The sequence below is a fragment of the Legionella septentrionalis genome (genome assembly GCF_003989745.1).
GTDB classification, from domain to species: domain Bacteria; phylum Pseudomonadota; class Gammaproteobacteria; order Legionellales; family Legionellaceae; genus Legionella_A; species Legionella_A septentrionalis.
In genome coordinates this window covers 18,256-40,829 of the sequence record NZ_RZGS01000003.1, presented here as the reverse complement: position 1 = coordinate 40,829, position 22,574 = coordinate 18,256, and the positions used below count along the sequence as shown (strand labels likewise).

Below are 22,574 nucleotides of genomic sequence, written 5' to 3'. Positions count from 1 at the left end.
TTAAACATAACCCTGTAATTGTTCATGTGACCATAATGCATCCCAGAATGCATTATTAACCTGAGCTTCCACCGGTAGGAAATACATTTCATCCGTGGCAAATGCTTGGCATTTTACCGCATCTTTTTCTGTCATCACCAATGTTTTTTCAGCAAAACATAATTCTTCCTGTGTGTAAGGATGATGATCCGGAAAAGAATACGGGGTAAACGCCACTCCCAATTTGGATAAGGTATTGTAAAAACGCTGCGGGTGACCGATGCCGGCAATGGCTGCAACGGTCCCGGTTAAACGCGCTAACGGTAAAGGCTTACCGCTGGTCAGCTGCGTTAACTGGCCTGGCATTAACTCCATCGTAAATGCTCCGGGCCATTGCCCCCCATTTGCAATCAAAAAATGCGCTTGTTGCAAGCGACTCACATCCTCACGCAACGGCCCTGCTGGCAAACACATGCCATTCCCCAATCCACGTACCCCATCAATCACCATGATTTCCAGCGCCCGTCCCAGCGCATAATGCTGCAAACCATCATCGCTGAGAATGATCTGGCTTTGGTACGTGTCCATTAAATATTGCACAGCCCGTACGCGTTTCGGATCGATGACGACTGGACACTGCGTTCTCCTCGCCAGCAACAAAGGCTCATCGCCAGCCAATCGTGCATTTGCATCTGGCTTGACTTCGTGGGGAAACTGCTTAACTGACGCGCCATAACCACGGCTTACAATGCCAACCCGCAAACCGCGTTCACGTAATTTTTGCGCCAGAGCAATCACCAATGGAGTTTTTCCTGCGCCACCAACGGTTAAATTACCCACCACGATAATGGGTATTGGGAAAATTTTGGTGCAAAAGCGTTTTAAGTAAAAACGCCGCACCCATACCACTTGTTTATAAATTAAAGAAAATGGTAATAAGAACCAGCGCAAAGGATGCCGCCCGTACCATATTTTTTCGATCAACTCATTCATCAGACAACTGCTTCCTCTTTCTAGGCGACTGCTTCTTCCTCTTCGTACAGTTCCGCCCCCAGCTTTTGAATACGATAAAGCTGCGCATAATGGCCATCCAATGCGATGAGTTCCTGATGCGTTCCCTGCTCAACTACTTTTCCATGCTGCACCACAATAATTTTATCAGCCCGCTTAATCGTGGATAATCGATGGGCAATCACCAATGTGGTGCGGTTTTGCATCACTTTTTCTAATGCTGCCTGAATGTAGCGCTCTGATTCACTATCCAATGCGGAGGTCGCTTCATCCAGAATCAAAATAGGGGCATCCTTTAAAATCGCACGTGCGATCGCCAAGCGTTGACGCTGACCACCTGATAACAGTACGCCGTTTTCACCAATGCGCGTATCATAACCCTGTGGCAAGTCGCGGATAAACTCATCTGCATAGGCTAATTTGGCAGCTTGAATGATTTTTTCGCGGCTTACCGCAAACGAACCATAGGCAATATTGTTGGCTAATGTGTCATTAAACAATGTCACGTGCTGGCTCACTAAGGAAATTTGTGAGCGCAAACTGCTTAAGGCTAATTCATGCACTGGCATATTATCCAACAAAATTTTACCTTGCGTTACTTCGTAAAAACGCGGCAATAAACTGGCTATGGTTGTTTTGCCACTGCCTGAATGCCCAACCAGCGCAATGGTTTCTCCAGCCTGCATGCTGAAGCTTATATTATGCAATACTTCAGGACCTTGGCGATAAGCAAAACTAACTTGCTCAAAACGAAGGTTTCCCTGCGCCTTCTGCGCTAAAATCTTGCCGCTTTCAGGCTCAATGGGTTTGTCCAGCAGGGCAAATACGCTTTCAGCCCCTGCCAATCCACGCTGAATTGTTGCATTCAAAGTCGTTAGGGTTTTCATGGGTTTTATCAATTGCAACATGGCAGCAATGATGGCAAGGAATGAACCCGCTGTAATCGTTATCACGGTTGCAAGTTGAATGGCAGCGAAAATAATCGCAGCAATGCCTACAGCAATAATGAACTGCACGCCAAATACGTTAATGGCTTTGCTGACTGCTACTTTCATGTCGTTTTGCCGGGATATTTCAATGGCTTTATTAAATTTATCGACTTCGTAGCGTTCGCCGCCAAAAATACGCACCACACGATAGCCTTCAATGGCTTCGCCGGCAATTTCAGTGACTTCCCCCATGGATCTTTGTACTTTATGGCTGACGCGGCGTACGCGTTTGTTTGTAAAGTTAACCAAAAGTCCGACAAACGGAATCGTGAGTAAAAACATCAATGAGAGCTGCCAACAAATCACCATCATGACGGTTAACAAGCCAAGAACCAGGCAGGTATTTTGTACAAAATCAGTCAATGCATCTGCACTGACTTGTGCTACTTGCTCAACGTCATAAAGAATTTTAGATAACAATTGCCCTGATGTGGCTTCATCATAATAATTTGCAGGTAAGCGAATGATGTGAGCAAATACTTGTTGACGCAGCACCTTGACTACAGAGCGCGCCACCCAAGTCATGCAGTAACTGCCAAGTGAACTGACAAGTCCCCGTACTGTAATCCCGATTAATACAATCGCGGGAATTTTTTTGACAAACGCCATGTCAACATCGATAAAACCTTTATCGAGAAAAGGCCGCATCATGTAGGTAAAACTCGCATCAATCGCGGAGTACAAAATGTTGGCAAATACTCCCAGCAAAAGGATAGGCCAAAACGGCTTAATGTAGGCAAGCAGGCGGCAGTATAAAGGCCAAGCCTTCCCGTGTAGATTTTTTTTCATAAGAAAACGTAATCGAATTGATTTTAAAAATGTCAAATTGTACTCCTTATTGAAGCCTTGCACCAACAAAAGGAGATTTTTTCGCAAATCTTTTATGATAAAACTGAATCCGATGCAGAAGCGATAACCGATAACGTGAACGTTTATCCTATGGGCTTTCGCCTTGCTGTATTTGTAAAATGGCAAGAATTTTTTTATCTTCTGTGCTAAGCAGCGCATCGGAATAATTCGGATTTATTTCATACCACCATTGTTTATTAAAAAAAGATTGCAGCTTTTGCGATTTAAACGGCCGTCCATACTGAGCATACACCGTATTTTTTAAAAGATTGACTTCAGCCCGCGACAGTTTTTTAAGCGAAATCGCATTTTCTTCCTGCAGTAAAGGATAAAGTAATTGGTAGCGCACATAGTTTTTCCCTGTTTGCAGGCATAACCTTAAGTCTTCCTGCGGACGGAAGTTTTTTAAATTCCAACGATAAATTCGATTTTTACCCTCAGCAATAATTTTTATACCAGGAGGAAGTGGTTTAAGGTAGGCAGATTTTAAGTCCAACTCACTGCACAAGCGCGTTGGAGTATTGGGGATGACTTCTATGTCAGTATGGCCAATACTGCCATCTTTCCATAATCCTCCAGTTTTTAAAACGTAAGTTATCCAATGAAAACCAAGCGCATCAAACGTAGCACCGGTTTTATAGCGATGGGTAATTTCAACTGTTTGCCGTGGCAAAAATGACATATTCCAAAGATAAGCATCCGTATAATACAACCCCTTTTCTTCATTTGCGGCAATTTTTTGTTTTTCCGCAGGAATCAAACGGTCATTAACATGGACAATAAAACCGTAAATCAACGGATCTCCTTTGCGGAGCGTTTGTTTTTCAGGAATAGCCACTTCACTCAATTCATCATAAATTGGAAAAGGAAAACCCATCTTAATCTGCATGGGCTTATCCAGCATATTTTGAAAGGTAAAATGACAGGTATAATTCCACTCGCCCTTCCAACCTTCCTGATTTAAATGGTGGCCAACAATTGTAATTTTCTCGCTTAACATACGAATGCCGGTTTCACTAACCGGAAAAGGCAATGCTCCTTGTCCACCAAAAGCGGTGTCATTCGCATGCAGCGGGAATGAAGCTAAAAGGAATAGGACAATATTGGCTAATATGCGCATGGCTGCTCCCTGCTTTGCAGTATGTACAAAGTAAGTTATCTTTTTCTGATTTACAAGAACTGCGCCGGAATTCAAAACATTTCTATACAAAACATGCTCAGGTGAGTATAATTTTGATAATTGTACATTTTTCAAGTTTTTATGATGAGTAAACGCGGCGGGGCAAGGCCGGGCGCCGGGCGGCCTAAAGGTTTGGGTAAATATGGGGAAGCGACGACAGCAATGCGGCTTCCTTTATCGCGCGTGGAAGAAATTCGCACACTCCTTTTGCAGGATAATCCTTACCAATTACCGTTGTACGGGTGCAAAGTACAGGCAGGCTTTCCCTCCCCAGCCGATGATTATATTGAAAGAAAACTGGATTTAAACTCACATCTCATCCAACACCCCGCAGCTACTTTTCTGGTGCGCGCCACTGGTGACTCCATGATGCATGCAGGAATTCAACCCGGCGATATTCTCGTGGTGGACAAGAGTTTGGAGGCAACACACGGGAAAATTATCATCGCTGCTGTCCATGGCGAACTCACAGTAAAGCGCCTGTCACGGCGGGATGGGCGTGTGCAACTGCTTGCGGCGAATCCAGATTATCCCGCGCTTGATATCACGCACGAACAAGACGTGATCATTTGGGGTGTAGTCACTTTTGTCATCCATGAGATGAAATAATGTTCGCTTTGCTCGACTGCAATAATTTCTATGCTTCTTGCGAGCGATTGTTTCGCCCAGATTTAAGAAACCACCCGATTGTGGTGTTATCGAGTAATGATGGTTGTGTCATTGCGCGCTCCAATGAAGCCAAAGACTTGGGCATTGGCATGGGAATACCTTTTTTCAAAGTTAAAACTTTATGCAAACAACATAATGTACAAATATTTTCTTCAAATTTTACGCTCTATGGCGATATATCACAGCGGGTAATGAGCGTAATCGAAGCTCATTGGCCGCATGTTGAAATCTACTCCATTGACGAAGCTTTTTTGGATTTAAGCAGTTTACCCGAAAACGAGCTGGAAATTTTTTGCTCCACTTTACAAAAAACTATTTTGCGCTGCACTGGCATTCCTACATCCATCGGCATAGGGGCCAGCAAAACACTAGCAAAAACAGCCAACTACATTGCCAAAAGTAAACTTAAAATCCCGGTGTTTAATATCAATCAACAAAGACAATGGCTGCAAAAAATCTCCGTCGGTGACATCTGGGGAGTAGGCCGCAAACTTCATAAGAAACTGACTGAGCAAGGAATTTATACAGCCATGGATTTGGCAGAAGCTAATCCGCATCATATGAAAAATTTATTTACGGTCATGTTGCAACGCACGGTTATGGAATTAAATGGCACCCGTTGTGCGAATCTCACAGTGAAAGAGTCCCAGCATAGCATTATTTCGTCACGCTCTTTTGGGGTTATGCAAGCAGAGTATGAAGTAATAGCGCAGGCAGTTAGTTTCCATTGCAGAAGAAGCTGTGAGAAATTACGTGAACACCGCTTATTGGCACAGCATGTGACTGTTTTTGTTTATTCCAATCGCTTCCGTAACGATTTAGAACAATATGATAATTGGATAGAGATGAAGCTGGCCGCCCCTACCGACGATTTGCGGCAAATCACCCATTATGCGAAACTGGCTTTGCAAAAAATACACCGCAATGGGATCCAATACAAAAAAGTAGGGATCCGTTTGGGCGATTTGGTGGCTAGAGAAACCTCGCAGTTGGATTTATTTTTATCAGCCTCTGCAAAAGAAAGAGAAAAAACAGAACAATTTATGGGTTTGATGGATAAGATTAATGCCAAATTTGGGCGGCAAACCATCCATCTCGCTGCCGAGGGCTGTCAGCAACCTTGGGCAGCATTAAAGCAATTAAAGTCTCCAAACTATACGACGCAATGGTCTGAACTGCCTCTGGTGCGTTGCTGAATACCTAAGTTTTGCAGCAACAAACCGAATTATTTTTTTGACACGCATTGCGTATTAAACCGCTGCGTGAATTGGGCCAGGGCTTGCGGATTCAATCGAGAATTATTTTTCTTCACATATTCGTTAAACAAGCTGTCAAAACAAGCCTGATATTTTATGTCGGATGAAGCTTCCTCTGCATTGGCAGCATACGAAGACAAATCAACGTATAACAACTTTTCCTTGGCAAAATTCTCATCCAAACTGCGCTGCATGATGGCACTTGCTTTGCAGCAAGCCGCGCAAGCATCCAAATCCGCATAAGCTTCTAGGTGATGTGGATTATCGTTGGCCAAATCCAAGAAATCAAATGCTGTTAAATTAACCCCGTATACTAAATATGAGTTACCTTGTGCGTCCTGCTCAAGCTTCATATCGGTAATGCCATTGTTACAGCGATCTCCGCCAGCAAAAGCAGTAATTTTAAGCCGATCTGCATTCCGCGCTACCAAAATTAACGATGAAAACTGGCCGGTACCGCCACTGTTGTTTCTGGTTAAAACAACGGCGGCATTCCCAGTCATGGCAAAAGGCTTGTAATAGCTATACCCTTGCGTATCTGCATCTTCTACTTCCCACGTATAATCATAGCCAGCATATCCTTGCTGAATAAGATCCGGATTTTCTCCAGTTTTTTTCCGCGCAGCTTCTGCATGAAGTCCGCATTTCGCTAAACTCACTTCCCCTTCTGCTTCCTCGTTTCCTTCAAAAAGGCATAAGGAATCAACCGGCTTATCCTTGTACAAAAGTATTTCCGGCCATTTTTCTGCAGCATAAAGATTGCAGGCATAAGACAGTGAAAGACAAATAATTCCTATTTTAAGTGTATTCATAACGGCCCATAGTAGGGTTAGCAAGCGCACGAACTAATCAATCGATGGTGTCGACTATGCTCTTAATCAAACGCGGCCCTTGATAGATTAATCCTGTATAAATTTGCAATAATGACGCCCCGGCTGCAAGTTTTTCTTGCGCCACTTCGGCTGAATCAATACCCCCTGCGGCAATTAAGGTGACTTCATCCCCTACGATTTGTTTTAACACGCGCAGACATTCAGTAGAGCGCTTAGCCAGCGGACATCCGCTCAAACCGCCGCTTTCTTCAGCATGCGGTAAATGTTTAACCGCTTCACGTGTGCAGGTCGTATTCGTGGCGATGATACCGTCTATCCCACAGGAAACAATCGCATCAGCCATTGTTTTTAATTCTTCATCTGTTTCATCAGGCGACAATTTAATCAGCAAAGGGACATAACGCTGATGCAAATCCGCTAAATACAATTGTTCCTCTCGAAGAGCACTTATCAGCTGATTGAAATAAATGCCTTGCTGCAACTGGCGTAAATCCGGAGTATTGGGCGATGAAATATTGACGGTCACATAAGAAGCATGCGCATAAACTTTACGTAAACCGTATAAATAATCATCTGCTGCCTGCGCAAGCGGCGTATCTTTATTTTTGCCAAGGTTAATGCCCAAAATTCCCTGATAACTGGTTTTTTTTATATTCTCTACCAGCGCATCAACTCCACCATTATTAAAACCCATGCGGTTAATCAATGCTTGCGCTTTAGGCAAACGAAACAAGCGGGGTTTAGGATTTCCCGGCTGCGGTTTGGGCGTCACAGTACCCACTTCGATGAACGAAAAGCCTAATTTAGCTAATGCAGCCAAATGCTCCCCATTTTTGTCAAAACCTGCAGCTAAACCAAGCGGGTGGGGAAACGACAAACCCAATACTTCAACCGGTTTTTGCAAAGGCTTTGGAAAGAAAGCCGCAGGAGAATAATGCAATAGAGAAAGCGCAACGCGGTGTGCCCTCTCAGGTTCCAGGCAAAATAACAAATGCTTAAGTAATGAATACATAAAAACCTTAAACAGTGAGGGAGAATATTGGCAAACCCAAAGATTGCTTGCTATTATTCAACCGGGCATTGTTGTGCCCAAACGCGCAACATGGCATTGCCTTGCCGTTGCAACCGGTAAGGCACTTCACAAACTTCCACACCATAATTGTCTTTCTGCAACCCCAAAAGAACCGGACCAAGGAAAGAAGAAGGTTGTCCCTGCCTGTCGATCAAGGGAAAGACCCGTACTTCTTTGGCAACTCTTGCCAATTCACGCAAAATACGCAGATGAAATTCGACGTCTTGTTCTTCCAAATCAGCAAATAAATAGTTGGAACTCAATGCAAAATCAAAAGAGAAATCGGCAAAAGGCAAATGGTAGTCATGAACGGGTAAATAACGTTTTTCTGTACGACCACGCTCATAATCCCTAAAAAATTCTTGCATACCTTGCCTGCGTTTACGGATCAAGCCTTGCAAATCTCCATATCGGCTAAAATCAAATTTCTCTTTTTCCATACTTATTTTAGAAATTACGTCTTCAAAAATAAGGGAAGCTTTGGTTGAGAGAGTGGCTTTGTCCAACGTAAACAAAGGATCACAGCTGATTATATGGTGTGTCACTTCATGCAATTCTGCATTGATTGCGCTAGGACCACAACCATATTCCAGTATGCGGGAATTAAAATCTGCCGCAGTTAAATTAAACATCTCCCGATATTCATCCACATGGTGTCCCCATAAAACCAGTTCACGCATCAGGTATTCTCCATATCTTCACAACTGCAACTATGAGAGGTATAGTCTAACGTATTTGTCTGAGCAACAGGAAGTCGTCTATGCATCTCGGTCTACAACATTGTCTTGGTGAAACGTATGACTTATTGCGTGACAGTGTAAAGCAATTTGCACGTCATGAAATAGCCCCCTTGGCTGCCCAAATTGATGTAGATAATGCTTTTCCAAATCATTTATGGAAAAAATTAGGTGACATGGGCTTGCTGGGCATCACGGTTAGCGAAGCATACGGTGGCGCAAACATGGGATATCTTGCGCATGTCATTGCAATGGAAGAAATTTCGCGTGCTTCCGCTTCCGTAGGCTTGAGCTATGGCGCACATTCCAACTTGTGCGTGAACCAGATTTATCTCAATGGCAATGACTGGCAGAAACGCCGTTATTTACCTAAACTCATTAGTGGGGAACACATTGGCGCACTTGCCATGAGCGAATCTAATGCAGGCTCCGATGTGGTTAGCATGCAGTTAAACGCGCAAAAGCGCGGTGATTTTTTCATCCTCAATGGCACAAAAATGTGGATCACCAATGGTCCAGACGCTGATGTTCTCGTGGTATACGCCAAAACCGACAAGCAAGCAGGCAGCAAAGGGATAAGCGCTTTTATTATTGAAAAAGGGTTTGCAGGTTTTCGTACTGCCCAGAAACTCGACAAACTCGGTATGCGTGGTTCAAATACTTGTGAATTGGTCTTTGAGGATTGTGAAGTACCTGCGGAAAATTTACTTGGCGAGTTGAACCAAGGTGTAAAAGTATTAATGAGTGGCCTGGATTATGAGCGTACTATTCTGGCAGCAGGTCCGGTAGGCATTATGCAAGCATGCTTAGACGTAGTACTTCCCTATGTGCATGAACGTCGCCAATTTAATCAAGCCATAGGAGAGTTTCAATTCATCCAGGGCAAACTGGCTGATATGTATACGGATTTAAATGCTTCCCGCGCTTATCTTTATGCTGTTGCCCGCGCTTGCGATCAAGGCAAGGTAAGCCGGAAAGATGCGGCAAGCATCATCTTATATACTGCAGAAAATGCAACGCAAATGGCTCTGCAAGCCATTCAGATCCTGGGTGGAAACGGTTACATCAATGAATACCCGACCGGACGATTGTTGCGTGATGCAAAATTATATGAAATCGGTGCCGGCACTTCGGAAATCAGGCGCATGTTAATTGGGCGTGAATTATTTAACGACACAAAAAATTAATAGGATTCTCACATGAAACAGGATGATATTGTTATTGTTGCAGCCAAACGCACCCCTATGGGCAATATGTTAGGCAGTTTATCTTCACTTTCTGCTCCTGAATTGGCTGCACCAGCCCATCGCGCCGTATTGCAAGAAGCTGGCGTCCAGCCGTCTGAAATTGACGAAGTATTAAGCGGTTGTGTTTTACAAGCCGGCATCGGCCAGGCACCTGCACGCCAAGCAGCAAAACTTGCCGGCATCCCTGACTCCAAGGGTGCGACAACCATCAATAAAATGTGCGGCTCAGGCATGAAAGCGGTGATGATGGCTCACGATGCCATTAAGGCGGGCTCCGCTAATGTCATCTTGGCAGGCGGCATGGAAAGCATGAGTAATGCACCTTATTTGCTTACTAAAGCACGTGCCGGTTACCGCCTGGGCCATGGCGAATTAAAAGATCACATGTTCTTGGACGGGCTTGAGGATGCTTATGATCGCGGCAAGCTTATGGGGTATTTTGCCGAAGCCACAGCTAAAAAATATAATTTTTCGCGCGAAGAGCAAGATGCTTATGCTATCCGCTCCATGACGCTTGCTTTACAGGCAGAAGAAGACGGCAGCTTTCGCGAGGAAATAACTCCCGTTACCAGCAGCGGCCGGAAAGAAACATTGACCGTAAACCGCGATGAAGGGCCTGATGCGCAAAAAATTGCAAAAATCCCTAATTTACGCCCGGCATTTCAAGCAGACGGTACCGTGACGGCCGCCAACTCCAGTTCCATTTCAGACGGAGCAGCCAGCTTAATTTTAACAAGCACCGCATGGGCCGAGCAACGAGGCATAAACCCCATGGCAAGGATCATAGGCCATACGACGCATGCACAAGAACCTGCCTGGTTTACTACCGCACCCGTTATCGCTATACGGAATTTATTAAATAAAATAAATTGGCAGGCACACGAAGTGGATTTGTATGAAATCAATGAAGCGTTTGCTGTAGTTGCCATGGCTGCCATTAAAGATTTGGAATTGGATGCTGCAAAAGTAAACATTCATGGCGGCGCCTGCGCTTTAGGGCATCCTATTGGCGCTTCCGGCGCACGCATTCTGGTTACCTTAATCCATGCCTTAAAACAACAACAAAAACGTCGGGGTGTGGCAGCTCTTTGTATTGGCGGCGGCGAAGCAACTGCCATAGCCATTGAATTAATATGATAAAATTGCGGCATGGCTCGCGCCAGGCAGCAATTAAAAGCCGGATACGCTTCGCGTTATCCGGGCATAACACCCAGCTTGTCAAGGAAGTTTATGTTACTTAAACAAAGCGCTCTTTATCTTTTGTTTAGCATCTTGCTCGTTGCTTGTGCTAAATATGCCCACTTGTTAATCGTCTATGTGGATATGTTTTACACTTATGTGAATTTAAAACTAATGCCTGTCTTTAGCTCAAGCAAGCTTGGCGTGATGATCCGTGAAATCATTACGCTGGTATTCATACCCGTTTGCATCGTAGCTGTGCCCGCATTTATTTACCGGCTGGTTAAAGGAAAATCCCTCCCCTATTTTATTTTGGCTACATGGCTTTTATGGCTGATTATCGTACTCAGTAACATTCTTATTTGAGAAGTCCAATGAAAATCACGAGCAAAATTAACACGGCAAGCAGCGAGTTTAAAGCCAATCAGGATGCAATGCAGGCATTGGTCCGACAGCTGCAAACCACAGTAGAAAAAATTGCATTTGGCGGCGATGAAAAAGCACGCACACGTCACTTACAGCATGGGAAATTACTCCCAAGAGAACGTTTGCAACAGCTGCTTGATCCAGGCAGCCCGTTTCTTGAATTGTCTCAGCTCGCGGCTTATCAAGTTTATGAAGACAACGTGCCTGCTGCGGGTCTGATTACAGGAATTGGGCGCATTGAAAATCAAGAGTGCATGATTGTCATAAATGATGCCACAGTTAAAGGCGGCACTTATTATCCTCTTACGGTTAAAAAGCATTTACGTGCCCAAGAAATTGCGCAAATCAACCATTTACCTTGCATTTATCTAGTAGATTCCGGAGGCGCTTTTTTACCTCGACAAGATGAAGTATTTCCCGATAGGGATCATTTCGGACGCATATTTTATAATCAAGCCACCATGTCTTCGCAAAATATCCCGCAAATTGCCGTGGTCATGGGGTCTTGTACAGCTGGCGGCGCTTATGTGCCTGCCATGGCGGACGAATCCATTATGGTAAAAAATCAAGCGACTATTTTTTTAGGCGGCCCACCTTTAGTGAGAGCCGCTACTGGCGAAGTAATCAGCGCCGAAGAATTAGGCGGAGCCGATGTACACTGCCGGCAATCCGGGGTCGCTGATTATTATGCCGAAAATGACGAGCATGCTTTGCATTTGGCAAGAGGCATAGTAAGACAGCTTAACCGCCGCAAGCCTGAAGCACTGGTGACGATTGCCAGCCGTGAACCCCTCTACGATGTGGCTGAATTAAATGGCATTATTCCAACCGATTCACGCAAGCCTTTCGACATGCGGGAAATCATTGCAAGGATTGTTGATGCATCGGAATTTGAGGAATTCAAGGCTTTGTATGGAACCAGTCTGGTGTGCGGCTTCGCCAATTTGTATGGTTTCCCCATCGGCATCCTTGCCAATAACGGCATTTTATTCGGTGAAAGCGCATTAAAAGGCGCGCATTTTATTGAACTTTGTTGCCTTAGGAAAATTCCATTACTGTTCTTGCAAAATATTACCGGTTTCATGGTAGGCAGCAAATACGAAGCAGCGGGTATTGCAAAGCATGGGGCAAAAATGGTTACTGCTGTTGCAAACGCGCAAGTGCCCAAATTCACCGTGATTGTAGGGGGAAGCTTTGGCGCAGGAAATTACGCCATGTGCGGACGCGCCTACAATCCACGCTTTTTATGGTCTTGGCCAAATGCACGCATCTCCGTGATGGGAGGCGAACAAGCGGCCCATGTCCTTGCTCAAGTCAATCGTGATAAATATGCAAAACAAGGAATTGCATGGCCGGCTGCTGAAGAAGAACAATTCAAAGCAGCCCTTCGCGAACAATATGAAACTCAAGGAAATCCTTATTACGCCAGTGCCAGACTGTGGGATGATGGGGTTATTGCACCGGTCGATACCCGTAAAATTTTGGGATTGAGCTTGTCAGCCGCTCTTAATGCTCCTATTGAGAAAACTCATTTTGGCGTATTTAGAATGTAATTAAGAAAGGAATTTACATGAGTGATGTTTTAAGTGAACTGCAAGGGCGTGTGTTCTTCATAACTTTAAATCGAATTGATAAATACAATGCATTCGATGAATTGCTGTTGGAAGAATTGCAAAAGCTCCTGGATGAGGCAAAGCATAACCACGAAGTCCGCGTCATTGTGTTAAAAGCAAACGGCAAACATTTTTCTGCAGGAGCGGATCTTAATTGGATGCAGCGCATGGCAGGTTTCAGTGAGGCTGAAAATTTGGCCGATGCGACTATTTTGGCGCGGTTGATGTTTACTTTAAATCAAAGCCCTAAACCCACTATAGCCATGGTGCAAGGTTCTGCTTTTGGCGGCGGCGCAGGCTTGATTGCTGCCTGTGACATCGGCATAGCAGCAGATACTGCCCGGTTTTGCTTTTCTGAAGTCAAGCTTGGATTAATTCCTGCGGTCATAAGCCCTTATGTCATCAACGCCATTGGAGCACGCGCTGCCGCCTGGTTATTTATGAGCGCGGAAATGTTTGATGCCAAGCAAGCACTGCGGCTTAATTTGATACAACATTGCGTTCCAGAAAGCGAGCTTTATGCTTATACGCTAGATTATGCTCAAAAGCTTGCGGAATTGGCTCCGCTTGCAGTTCAGGCAGCGAAGGCATTGGTTGCCGAGGTGGCTGATGAATCCATCAATGAACAATTGCTGCACAAAACAGCAGCCCTCATTGCTAAAAAGCGCGTTTCTGCAGAAGGACAACGCGGCTTGCAAGCTTTTCTTAATAAAGAGACGCCCGTTTGGGATTAGTCAAAAGGTTCATTATAAACAGGAAAAGAATTTCATGTTTAAAAAAATTCTAATAGCCAACCGTGGCGAAATAGCCTGCCGCATCATTAAAACTGCGCGGAATATGGGAATTGAAACGGTAGCCGTTTACTCTACTGCAGACAAAAACAGCCTGCATGTTACTTTGGCTGATGAAGCCTTTTGTATAGGAGAACCCGCAGCCATTGCGAGTTACCTGAATATCGAGGCAATCATTGCGGTGGCCACACAGGCAAAAGTAGAAGCTATCCATCCTGGATATGGCTTTCTGTCGGAAAATTCCGATTTTGTACGAGCCTGTAATAAAGCCGGGATCATTTTCATAGGTCCTGGTGAACAAGCGATGGAAGCTATGGGCTCAAAACAGCTTGCCAAACAAATGCTCGAGAATACCGCAGTTCCCCTAACACCCGGCTATCATGGGACGAGGCAAGACGACGAATATTTATTAGCTGAAGCCAAACGTCTGGGGTTTCCTGTGTTGCTTAAAGCCGCTGCAGGTGGTGGCGGCAAAGGCATGCGCGCTGTGTTTGATGAAACAAATTTTTTTGATGCCCTAGCAGGGGCGCGCCGGGAAGCAACAGCCGGTTTTGCAGACGATACCATGCTCATTGAAAAATTAATCCGCAATCCACGGCATGTAGAAATACAAATTATGGCGGACAATCATGGGAACATTGTGCATCTTTTTGAACGCGACTGTTCAATGCAGCGCCGCCATCAGAAAATCATTGAGGAAGCCCCTGCCCCGAATTTGTCAGAAGCTCTGCGCCAAGGTTTGGCCAATGCTGCCATTACGGTTGCCCGTACCATCGATTATCGCGGTGCCGGTACCGTGGAATTTTTGGTAGAAAATAATGAATGTTTTTATTTCATGGAAATGAATACCCGCCTGCAGGTAGAGCATCCTGTTACCGAACTTATAACCGGACTTGACCTGGTGGAATGGCAGCTACGCATCGCTGCCAATGAGCCTTTACCTTGCCGCCAGGAAGAAATCAACTTGCAGGGTCACGCCATTGAATGCCGTATTTATGCCGAAGATCCTGCACATGGTTTTTTACCCTCCATTGGGCAAATACGTTTGTTGAAAGAGCCTTCTTCGCCAGGGATACGCATCGATAGCGGGGTCATTGCCGGCTCTATGATTACGCGTTATTACGATCCAATGATTGCCAAGCTGATTGCCTGTGGAGATAACCGCCATGAAGCTTTACAACGTTTACAACAAGCTCTGCAGCATTATCACATCGGTGGTGTAAAAACCAATATTGCCTTTTTACAAGCAATTACCAAGCATCGGCAATTTACCGAAGCCATGCTAAGCACTGATTTTCTGGAGCGGGAAACGATTGAACTTCCTCTAGGCGATAACAGGTTGGCAATATATCTGGCAGCCAGTGTCGATTATTTGCGCATTGTCCCTACGGACAAAACTGGCTTACAAGCAGACACCTTTGCCTGGCAAATGCATTTACCAAGCGAGTGGCGCTGGCGCTATCGGATCCAGGACGAGCTTTATGAAGTAACCATTTCCCCCAAAAGTCTGGAACAATTTGTGCTTAAGTTAAATAATAAAACCACCCGTGAGCTCCAGGCAAGCTGGTGCAATGGGCAATTGCGCTTAAGCGATGGCAAGGAAACCTGGATGGTGTGGCTGGAAGAGCTAGCCCCGCAAATGATTTTTTATTTGGAAACCGGGCCCATTACGGTGGATCGCTTTAACTGGGACACAGCCAGCGCTGATACAAGCCACAGCAAAGCCCAGTTGACTGCTCCCATGCCCGGCACCATAGTAGCGATTTTAAAAAATAAAGGTGATAAAATTAAGGCTGGGGAGCGTTTAATTGTGCTGGAAGCCATGAAGATGGAACATACCATTCAAGCTCCTGCAGACGGGCGAGTGGTTGAAATATTTTATGACATTGGTGCTCAAGTTAACGAAGGGGCAGAATTGGTGGCGATGGAAGCCTTGGATTAAAGCAAAACCGCATGCCTTGGCTAACCGGCAGTTAACTGTCAAATTCGCTTTACATAAGGGATTGCCATGAATTACCCACAGCAAGTGACGATTATTGAAGTTGGACCACGCGATGGCCTGCAAAATGAAACGGTATTCGTTCCTACCCCCATTAAAATCGAGTTGATCAATGCATTAAGCCAAAGCGGTTTGCAGCACATTGAAATCACCAGTTTCGTTTCCGCAAAAGCCATCCCCCAACTTGCCGATCACGAAGCGGTAGCCTTGGGCATTGAGAAAAAACCCGGGGTGCATTTTTCAGCTTTGGTACCGAATGAACAGGGAATGCAGAAAGCCTTGGAAGCAGGAGTGCAAGAGATAGCTATTTTTACTGCCGCCAGTGAAACCTTTAATCAACGCAACATCAATTGCTCCATTTCAGAAAGTATCGAACGGTTTACTCCTGTCATGGCATTAGCAAGACACCATCATATCCGCGTGAGAGCTTATATCTCGTGTGTTTTAGGTTGTCCCTATGAGGGAGAAATTACTCCACGGCAGGTATTGGCGGTTACCGAACAATTATTATTGCTGGGCGTGGATGAAATTAGCTTCGGCGATACCATAGGTGTCGGCACGCCAAGGCAAACCAAAAATCTTATTGATGCGCTTGAAAGCAATATGCCATTTTCAAAAATAGCCATGCATTTTCATGACACCTACGGGCAAGCCATAGCAAATGTTTATACTGCCCTGCAGTGTGGTATTCACCGCTTCGACAGCTCAGTTGCAGGCCTTGGCGGCTGCCCTTATGCGCGCGGGGCAACAGGCAACGTCGCCACGGAAGATGTGCTTTATCTCATGCACGGATTAGGGATTGAAACTGGGGTGGATATTTTTAAAATCGCAGTCATCGGCGATATGATTTGTAAAAAAATGGGCAAGAAAAATCAATCTAAAGTGGCGAATGCTTTACTTGCAAACCCCGGATAATTCAAGTAAATTTCGCAATTCGGATGATTTGATCTGAAAAATACCAATTCTGCAAAACCATCACACAGGTAGTACCTCTATGTCGCACATAAGTGTTAATGTTATTGGCATAATGATTGACGCAGATGAAAAAAATTTCAGACTATGTGAAATAGAAAAAAGATTTAAAAATACTAAACTCAATCATGCCTCCGGTGACTTGGACGTGAATAGCTCTGATGGCTTTAGCATGGTTCAGGGCCTTGACAATATCATTAAATTTCTCTCATCCATCGAACCAGCAAATCCGAGTGTCACCACTACCAAACTCATCTTAATTTATGATCCATTATGCCCTAATAGGGAAGAGCTTCTTAAGAAAATGCTTTCAGAAATTAAGAAGTATAGAGCCTTTGCTTCCTGGACTTTAATGACTATAGGGGAGGAACAATCCCCATTAAAAGCAGCAGAGGAAGCTGATGAAATCAGGAAGATTTCCGTTGCAGGCTATCCGGAATCCTGGTTACAGGGACTCTTAAAAAAAGAAGCGCATGCAATGGAGTTCTCACTGAAACTGGAAGAAAAAAAAGCCGACTTCCTTATGCAATTAGACATCATTAGGGCAAAAGCTGCTGATTTACGCAAAAATAATTACCTACCTGCGGCCGAAGCAGCTCAGCGTCTCCATACTAACTTAACCGAGATTTCGAAAATTTATTTCGCCAATCCTACTGAGCATGGCTATGTCAAATTTAAAGAAAATGCAGAGCAAGAAATCGACAAGGCACATCAAGAGCTCGATAAACACCGGCAAGTATGGAAGCCGATATTAGCCAATATTGCACTCGCAATCCTAGGATTTGGTGTCCTATATTTTGTTGCCGTTTTAATCAACAGAAATTTCTTTTTCAATAAAACAGATTCTTCTAAAAAATTAGATGGTTTAAGCGCAGTGCTTGACACCAATATCTATCAAATGGGTTAAGCCATCACCGTACGGTTTGTCTAAAGCGCAAACAATTTAACTGATAATTTTGGAAAATTAGCTTCGCAACTGCATGGAGGAATTATGGATCAATTCTTCCCAGTGTTTAAACAATGTTTTTAACGGCAAGACTTTAGTTTGTTTATAAGCTTCCATCAAGGCTGGTTCTTTTTTGTTTGCAACAACTTCCTGGTGCGCTACCATGGCTTCCAGCATATAGGAAGCCGACTTCATGGTCGCTGGGTCAATTTTTTGTCGAGTAAATGGGTCTTTGAACTTCCCTTCTTCTATCATGTGTTCGACAGATTGGCGATTATAGACGCGATGATTGATTTCCACCGGATCATGCAATAATTCTGCAGTTATTGGGTCGAGAAATTCTTCCGGCAAATCTTCGCCCAATTCTTTGGCAACTTCCTGCGCTTTTGCAACAAGGCTTGGCTCTTGAGTTGGAATATGCGAAAACGGCTTAACTGCATGGATAGGCTGATATACATTCTCGATACGCTCTCTTTGAATATAAGTCTCCAAGCCACCACAATGGAAGGTGGCACTTACCAAAGAACGCGTGAAGTGTAGTGGACGATTGCTGATTTCAAAACGATTATTCAAGACCATTTCCAGCACCAAGTACCGAGATAAACGTCTCGACAATTCATCCGTATGCTCTGCGGCATGATGATAATTAGTGAAATAAGACGTCAGTGGCATCCGTTTTTGCGCTTCGTAATGCTTGATTTGTTTGTAAAAAGCAAATAAATCATCGTGCAGCGAACAAAACGGATTAAAACTGATGCGAAGCGGCAATTCAATTACAACAAACAACATGGCTGCCTTCTTGGTTAAATAAATTAATTCTTTTTCTCCTGAAAGTGTAGCAAAAATCACCTTAAGAATTGATTAAGAATTCAACAAAAAATTAATTTTTTTTACCATAAAATTATGTGGATTATGGGTGTGAAAATTAATTTAAGAAATATATACTTAAGTAATTTTTTCCTAAGGATAAGAAACGATGTCTGCACTGCAGTTAAAAGTAGGTTTAGTGCAAGAACGCTGGCATGAAAATCCTCAAGTGCACCGTGACAAGCTGGCTACGGGAATTTTTTCAGCAGCCAAACAAGGAGCAAAACTCGTTTGCCTGCAGGAATTAACCCTATCCCCCTATTTTTGCACGCGCCCTGATGTTGACAGCACCCCTTATTGCGAGGAGCTGCATTCAGGTCCAACCGCTCAATTTGTAAGCCAGTGCGCAAGAGAAGCCAAAGTTTGGATCACCGCTTCATTATTTGAAAAAGCTGGTTATAACACTGCAGTCGCATTCGATGATTGCGGACAACTGGTTGCCTATACCCGTAAACAACACATCCCAAGCGGCGAAAAATACCACGAAAATTATTATTTCAAGCCAGGTGATTCAAATTATCCTGTGCATACTCTTGCTCAACACAAGGTGGCCCTGCCCACTTGCTATGATCAGTGGTTTCCCGAACTTTCAAGGATCTATGGCTTAAAAGGGGCAGAAATTTTAATATACCCAACGGCTATTGGGGCTGAGCCAACTGCTCCAGGCTTTGACAGTCAACCCATGTGGCAAAAAGTCATGGTTGCCCAGGGCATTATGGCCAATGCATTTATCATCGCTGTAAATCGCATTGGCTGTGAAGATGGCTTGGAATTTTATGGCAGCAGTTTTATCAGCACCCCTATGGGAGAAATTTTAGCCCAAGCTCCGCGCCATGAAGCCGCAGTACTGGTAGCCGAACTAGATTTTTCCAAGCGAGATTTATGGGGGCGTTTATTTCCTTTCCCACTGCAGCGCCAGCCCGCGACATACCATCACTTGGTTATCCCTTCACCCTGACGCCAATGGAGCGTGTCATGAATCACAATGCTGTTTCCGATGAAAATTTATATAACATCAATACTTGGGGGGAAGGCTATTTTAATATTAATGCAAAAGGTAATATTGAAATATGTAAACATTCTTCCCAGGCGGGCGTAGAGTTACTTTCAATTGTTCACGCCGCTAAACGCGCAGGTTTGCACCTTCCTTTATTGATCCGCTTTACCGATATTCTGCATGATCGGGTGAAAAAGTTATACGAGGCATTTAACTTGGCTATCCGGGAAACTAATTACCAGGGAACTTACCAATTGGTTTATCCCATTAAAGTGAACCAAGAATATTGTGTAGTGCGTGAATTATTAAAAGCCCCACAATACCCTGTAGGACTTGAAGCTGGCAGCAAACCTGAATTAATGGCTGTCCTGGGCTTGCTGGGCGAGCAACCCTCTACCATCGTTTGTAATGGCTATAAGGATAGATGTTATATTCGTGCAGCCTTGATTGCCCAGCAAATGGGGCATCAAGTATTCATCGTGATCGAAAAGCCTTCTGAAATTGAGATTATTTTGCAGGAAGCAAAGCAATTGCAAATAAAACCAAACATTGGGGTACGTATTCGCTTGCTTACCCAAGGAGCCGGCAAGTGGGAAAATACCGGCGGTTTAAAATCTAAATTTGGCTTGCATGCTGAGCAAGTACTTTCCTTAATAAACTACTTGGAATCTCGTGGTGTGTTGGATTGTTTACAACTCATGCACTGCCATCTGGGTTCACAAATCGCCAATATTCATGATATCCGCAATTGTATGCAGGAAGTGGCACGTTATTATATTGAATTGCGCCGTCTTAACACGCCCATAAATACCATTGATGTGGGGGGTGGGCTTAGTGTAGATTATGAAGGCACGCGCTCTAATGCGGGTTGTTCCATGAATTACAGCCTGGAGGAATATGCAACCAATATCCTTTTGGCTGTACGCGATTTATGTCAAGAAGCTGGTATGCCCGAACCCAATATCATTTCCGAATCGGGCCGCGCCTTGACCGCTCACCATGCCGTTCTGATTACCAATATAACCGGTATTGAAACCGTTGGGGCAATTTCTATTTTACCAACGGTTAAACCCCATGAGTCACGTGTGCTCCACGGCATTTGGGATGCTTACCATCGAATTAATAAAAACTCACCCACGGAAACATACCATTATGCGGAGCATGCGTTTAAAGAAGCAAATTCCTTATTCAAGCATGGGGTCATCAGTCTTACGGAGAAAGCAAAAGTTGAGCAATTGTATCATGCAATTTGCGTAGAAATTCGGCAGGAATTAGATGAAAACAACCCAGGGGACAAAGAGCTGTTGGAAATAATAAATGAGCGTTTGGCAACCAAGGTATTTTGCAATCTTTCTTTTTTTCAATCTTTACCCGATGCTTGGGCGATAGGGCAAATATTCCCGGTGGCGCCTATTTCCCATTTGAGGCAAGAACTAACAATGCACAGCATCTTACAAGATTTGACTTGTGATTCTGATGGCACATTGAAACAATATACCGGGCAAAGTTGCATTAATTCTACCCTAATGCTGCCAGCCTATGATGCACAAAACCCTTATGCCTTGGGATTTTTCCTGGTAGGTGCCTACCAGGAAATTCTGGGAAATTTACATAACCTCTTCGGAGATACCAATTCTTTGGATGTAAAATTATTAGAAGATGGCCGTTTTGAAATTAATGATTTGGTTAGCGGCGACACAGTCGCGAATGTATTGACTTATGCACATTTCGACACTAAAAAATTGCTACAATCCTATGAAAAACAATTGGTTAATAATGAATTACCCGAAGAAAAAATCCAGCAATACTTAAATGAACTTCGCAGTATATTCCCACAGCTGACTTATTTAAATGGAAATTCATATATCGAGAATCAGCACCCAGCCTAATTCTCATGGTAAGTGTTTTTAAGAAAGGGTTATTTATGACACCAAGACAAGCAGGCTTTTTTATGCCTCCCGAATGGTACCCGCATGAGGCATGCTGGATGGCATGGCCTTGCCATCAGGAAACATGGGCAAACATAGGGATGGAAGCAGCACGCATGGCTTATGCGAAAGTAGCCAAAGCAATTGCGCAATTTGAACCAGTCAATATGCTGGTTAATCCAACAGACATGGATTCTGCGCGCCGTTTATGTGGCCATGAATCCATTCGGTTGCTGGCACTGCCCATCAATGATTCCTGGACCAGAGATACAGGCCCAACCTTTTTGCTAAATGCACAAGGCGAATTGGCCGGCATCGATTGGATACACAATGCTTGGGGAGGCAATTACTCCGAATACGAACTTGACAATAAAATTGCTGAACACGTGATTCATCAGGTACAAGCGCGATACTTCCATGCGCCTTTGGTTATGGAAGGTGGTTCTTTTCACGTAGATGGAGAGGGAACTGTACTCACCAGCCGCGAGTGTTTGCTGAATTTAAACCGTAATCCCCATTTATCCCAAAGCCAAATCGAGCATTATTTATACGAATATGTGGGGGCAGATAAAATAATCTGGTTAAATAAAGGCCTTTTAGGGGATGAAACTGATGGCCACATCGATGAAATAGCTTGCTTTGTCGCTCCGGGAAAAGCGCTGGCTTTAATTACCCACGATAAGGATGATCCTAATTTTACAACCTTGCAGGAAAATCTTGAAATTTTAAATACCACAACGGATGCAAAAGGCCGTCCCCTGCAAGTCTTTACCATTGAACAACCGCCAGCCACTTACCTTGATGGTGAGCGTTTGACCTTGTCCTACATAAACTTTTACTTGGCGAATAAAGGCATCATTATGCCCGCTTTTGGATATGATGCTTATGATAAAGCAGCTTACACATTGTTTACCGAACTCTTCCCACAGCATAAAATCATGCAATTGGCAGCGCGGGATGTATTCGCAGGCGGCGGCGGCATTCATTGCATTACACAACAACAGCCGCACCGGATGGCTAATCCAGATGAATAA

20 protein-coding genes are annotated in these 22,574 nt (G+C 44.2%); 13 read left to right on the top strand and 7 right to left on the bottom strand.

The genetic code is table 11. The features are described 5' to 3' along the window. The 3 genes from lpxK to ELY11_RS02045 all read right to left on the bottom strand — a co-directional run bounded on the left by lpxK (position 1) and on the right by ELY11_RS02045 (position 3,948). Positions 1-972, bottom strand: a complete 972-nt coding sequence (gene lpxK, locus ELY11_RS02055; protein WP_127032421.1) for a tetraacyldisaccharide 4'-kinase — start codon at positions 970-972, stop codon at positions 1-3. 20 nt (positions 973-992) lie between these two features. Continuing rightward, positions 993-2,768 carry a lipid A export permease/ATP-binding protein MsbA gene (gene msbA / locus ELY11_RS02050; protein ID WP_127032420.1) on the bottom strand — a complete coding sequence of 592 codons (1,776 nt, stop codon included), beginning with the start codon at positions 2,766-2,768 and terminating at the stop codon, positions 993-995. A gap of 148 nt (positions 2,769-2,916) precedes the next feature. Beyond that, the gene (locus ELY11_RS02045) at positions 2,917-3,948 is read right to left on the bottom strand and encodes a YARHG domain-containing protein (protein ID WP_126953004.1); all 1,032 of its coding nucleotides are present in this window, start codon (positions 3,946-3,948) and stop codon (positions 2,917-2,919) included. A gap of 144 nt (positions 3,949-4,092) precedes the next feature. Between ELY11_RS02045 and ELY11_RS02040 the strand changes: the two genes are divergently transcribed. Then, the gene (locus ELY11_RS02040; protein ID WP_126953125.1) at positions 4,093-4,617 is read left to right on the top strand and encodes a LexA family protein; all 525 of its coding nucleotides are present in this window, start codon (positions 4,093-4,095) and stop codon (positions 4,615-4,617) included. Beyond that, positions 4,617-5,873, top strand: a complete 1,257-nt coding sequence (locus ELY11_RS02035; protein ID WP_127032419.1) for a Y-family DNA polymerase — start codon at positions 4,617-4,619, stop codon at positions 5,871-5,873. The genes ELY11_RS02040 and ELY11_RS02035 overlap by 1 nt, the downstream gene beginning before the upstream one ends. Positions 5,874-5,902: 29 nt before the next feature. On the opposite strand, the gene ELY11_RS02030 is transcribed toward ELY11_RS02035, so the two are convergent. Genes ELY11_RS02030 through ELY11_RS02020 form a run of 3 tightly spaced genes read right to left on the bottom strand, consistent with a single transcriptional unit; the run spans position 5,903 to position 8,518 of the window. Further along, the gene (locus ELY11_RS02030) at positions 5,903-6,745 is read right to left on the bottom strand and encodes a PI-PLC domain-containing protein (RefSeq protein WP_126953002.1); all 843 of its coding nucleotides are present in this window, start codon (positions 6,743-6,745) and stop codon (positions 5,903-5,905) included. Between the two features lie 37 nt (positions 6,746-6,782). Then, positions 6,783-7,778 carry a quinone-dependent dihydroorotate dehydrogenase gene (locus ELY11_RS02025; RefSeq protein WP_126953001.1) on the bottom strand — a complete coding sequence of 332 codons (996 nt, stop codon included), beginning with the start codon at positions 7,776-7,778 and terminating at the stop codon, positions 6,783-6,785. A 53-nt stretch (positions 7,779-7,831) separates the two neighbouring features. After that, complete coding sequence (locus ELY11_RS02020) at positions 7,832-8,518, bottom strand: class I SAM-dependent methyltransferase (protein WP_127032418.1); 687 nt, start codon at positions 8,516-8,518, stop codon at positions 7,832-7,834. An 80-nt stretch (positions 8,519-8,598) separates the two neighbouring features. Between ELY11_RS02020 and ELY11_RS02015 the strand changes: the two genes are divergently transcribed. The 8 genes from ELY11_RS02015 (at position 8,599) to ELY11_RS01980 (ending at position 17,709) form a co-directional block, all read left to right on the top strand. After that, a complete protein-coding gene (locus ELY11_RS02015; RefSeq protein ID WP_126952999.1) occupies positions 8,599-9,762 on the top strand; it encodes an isovaleryl-CoA dehydrogenase in 1,164 nt (387 codons plus the stop codon). Positions 9,763-9,774: 12 nt separating this feature from the next. After that, positions 9,775-10,959 carry an acetyl-CoA C-acyltransferase gene (locus ELY11_RS02010; protein ID WP_127032417.1) on the top strand — a complete coding sequence of 395 codons (1,185 nt, stop codon included), beginning with the start codon at positions 9,775-9,777 and terminating at the stop codon, positions 10,957-10,959. Between the two features lie 93 nt (positions 10,960-11,052). Further along, on the top strand, positions 11,053-11,367 hold the full coding sequence (locus ELY11_RS02005) for a hypothetical protein (RefSeq protein ID WP_126952997.1): 315 nt from the start codon (positions 11,053-11,055) through the stop codon (positions 11,365-11,367). 8 nt (positions 11,368-11,375) lie between these two features. Further along, positions 11,376-12,980: a carboxyl transferase domain-containing protein gene (locus ELY11_RS02000; protein WP_126952996.1), complete on the top strand. Its 1,605-nt coding sequence runs from the start codon at positions 11,376-11,378 to the stop codon at positions 12,978-12,980. 17 nt (positions 12,981-12,997) lie between these two features. Next, positions 12,998-13,774: an enoyl-CoA hydratase-related protein gene (locus ELY11_RS01995; RefSeq protein ID WP_126952995.1), complete on the top strand. Its 777-nt coding sequence runs from the start codon at positions 12,998-13,000 to the stop codon at positions 13,772-13,774. Positions 13,775-13,808: 34 nt separating this feature from the next. Continuing rightward, positions 13,809-15,773: an acetyl/propionyl/methylcrotonyl-CoA carboxylase subunit alpha gene (locus tag ELY11_RS01990; RefSeq protein WP_127032416.1), complete on the top strand. Its 1,965-nt coding sequence runs from the start codon at positions 13,809-13,811 to the stop codon at positions 15,771-15,773. Positions 15,774-15,839: 66 nt separating this feature from the next. Then, on the top strand, positions 15,840-16,745 hold the full coding sequence (locus tag ELY11_RS01985) for a hydroxymethylglutaryl-CoA lyase (RefSeq protein ID WP_126952993.1): 906 nt from the start codon (positions 15,840-15,842) through the stop codon (positions 16,743-16,745). A 79-nt stretch (positions 16,746-16,824) separates the two neighbouring features. Continuing rightward, a complete protein-coding gene (locus ELY11_RS01980) occupies positions 16,825-17,709 on the top strand; it encodes a hypothetical protein (protein ID WP_127032415.1) in 885 nt (294 codons plus the stop codon). A gap of 57 nt (positions 17,710-17,766) precedes the next feature. Here ELY11_RS01980 and ELY11_RS01975 read toward each other — a convergent pair whose 3' ends face one another. After that, positions 17,767-18,597: a U-box domain-containing protein gene (locus ELY11_RS01975; RefSeq protein WP_148110498.1), complete on the bottom strand. Its 831-nt coding sequence runs from the start codon at positions 18,595-18,597 to the stop codon at positions 17,767-17,769. A gap of 127 nt (positions 18,598-18,724) precedes the next feature. Between ELY11_RS01975 and ELY11_RS01970 the strand changes: the two genes are divergently transcribed. The 3 genes from ELY11_RS01970 to ELY11_RS01960 are packed head-to-tail and all read left to right on the top strand — an operon-like array spanning position 18,725 to position 22,574. Beyond that, the gene (locus ELY11_RS01970; protein ID WP_126952990.1) at positions 18,725-19,573 is read left to right on the top strand and encodes a nitrilase-related carbon-nitrogen hydrolase; all 849 of its coding nucleotides are present in this window, start codon (positions 18,725-18,727) and stop codon (positions 19,571-19,573) included. Between the two features lie 17 nt (positions 19,574-19,590). Next, positions 19,591-21,501, top strand: a complete 1,911-nt coding sequence (gene speA / locus ELY11_RS01965) for a biosynthetic arginine decarboxylase (protein WP_127032414.1) — start codon at positions 19,591-19,593, stop codon at positions 21,499-21,501. 35 nt (positions 21,502-21,536) lie between these two features. After that, positions 21,537-22,574, top strand: a complete 1,038-nt coding sequence (locus tag ELY11_RS01960) for an agmatine deiminase family protein (protein WP_126952988.1) — start codon at positions 21,537-21,539, stop codon at positions 22,572-22,574.

Coding starts and splice junctions, on each gene's coding strand:
- ELY11_RS02020 (WP_127032418.1), bottom strand. CDS start 8,518: ATGCGTGAACTGGTTTTATGGGGACACCATGTGGATGAATATCGGGAG.
- ELY11_RS02010 (WP_127032417.1), top strand. CDS start 9,775: ATGAAACAGGATGATATTGTTATTGTTGCAGCCAAACGCACCCCTATG.
- ELY11_RS02040 (WP_126953125.1), top strand. CDS start 4,093: ATGAGTAAACGCGGCGGGGCAAGGCCGGGCGCCGGGCGGCCTAAAGGT.
- ELY11_RS01960 (WP_126952988.1), top strand. CDS start 21,537: ATGACACCAAGACAAGCAGGCTTTTTTATGCCTCCCGAATGGTACCCG.
- ELY11_RS01995 (WP_126952995.1), top strand. CDS start 12,998: ATGAGTGATGTTTTAAGTGAACTGCAAGGGCGTGTGTTCTTCATAACT.
- ELY11_RS02000 (WP_126952996.1), top strand. CDS start 11,376: ATGAAAATCACGAGCAAAATTAACACGGCAAGCAGCGAGTTTAAAGCC.
- ELY11_RS02015 (WP_126952999.1), top strand. CDS start 8,599: ATGCATCTCGGTCTACAACATTGTCTTGGTGAAACGTATGACTTATTG.
- ELY11_RS01980 (WP_127032415.1), top strand. CDS start 16,825: ATGTCGCACATAAGTGTTAATGTTATTGGCATAATGATTGACGCAGAT.
- lpxK (WP_127032421.1), bottom strand. CDS start 972: ATGAATGAGTTGATCGAAAAAATATGGTACGGGCGGCATCCTTTGCGC.
- ELY11_RS02025 (WP_126953001.1), bottom strand. CDS start 7,778: ATGTATTCATTACTTAAGCATTTGTTATTTTGCCTGGAACCTGAGAGG.
- ELY11_RS01990 (WP_127032416.1), top strand. CDS start 13,809: ATGTTTAAAAAAATTCTAATAGCCAACCGTGGCGAAATAGCCTGCCGC.
- ELY11_RS02005 (WP_126952997.1), top strand. CDS start 11,053: ATGTTACTTAAACAAAGCGCTCTTTATCTTTTGTTTAGCATCTTGCTC.
- ELY11_RS02035 (WP_127032419.1), top strand. CDS start 4,617: ATGTTCGCTTTGCTCGACTGCAATAATTTCTATGCTTCTTGCGAGCGA.
- speA (WP_127032414.1), top strand. CDS start 19,591: ATGAATCACAATGCTGTTTCCGATGAAAATTTATATAACATCAATACT.
- msbA (WP_127032420.1), bottom strand. CDS start 2,768: ATGAAAAAAAATCTACACGGGAAGGCTTGGCCTTTATACTGCCGCCTG.
- ELY11_RS02030 (WP_126953002.1), bottom strand. CDS start 6,745: ATGAATACACTTAAAATAGGAATTATTTGTCTTTCACTGTCTTATGCC.
- ELY11_RS01970 (WP_126952990.1), top strand. CDS start 18,725: ATGTCTGCACTGCAGTTAAAAGTAGGTTTAGTGCAAGAACGCTGGCAT.
- ELY11_RS02045 (WP_126953004.1), bottom strand. CDS start 3,948: ATGCGCATATTAGCCAATATTGTCCTATTCCTTTTAGCTTCATTCCCG.
- ELY11_RS01985 (WP_126952993.1), top strand. CDS start 15,840: ATGAATTACCCACAGCAAGTGACGATTATTGAAGTTGGACCACGCGAT.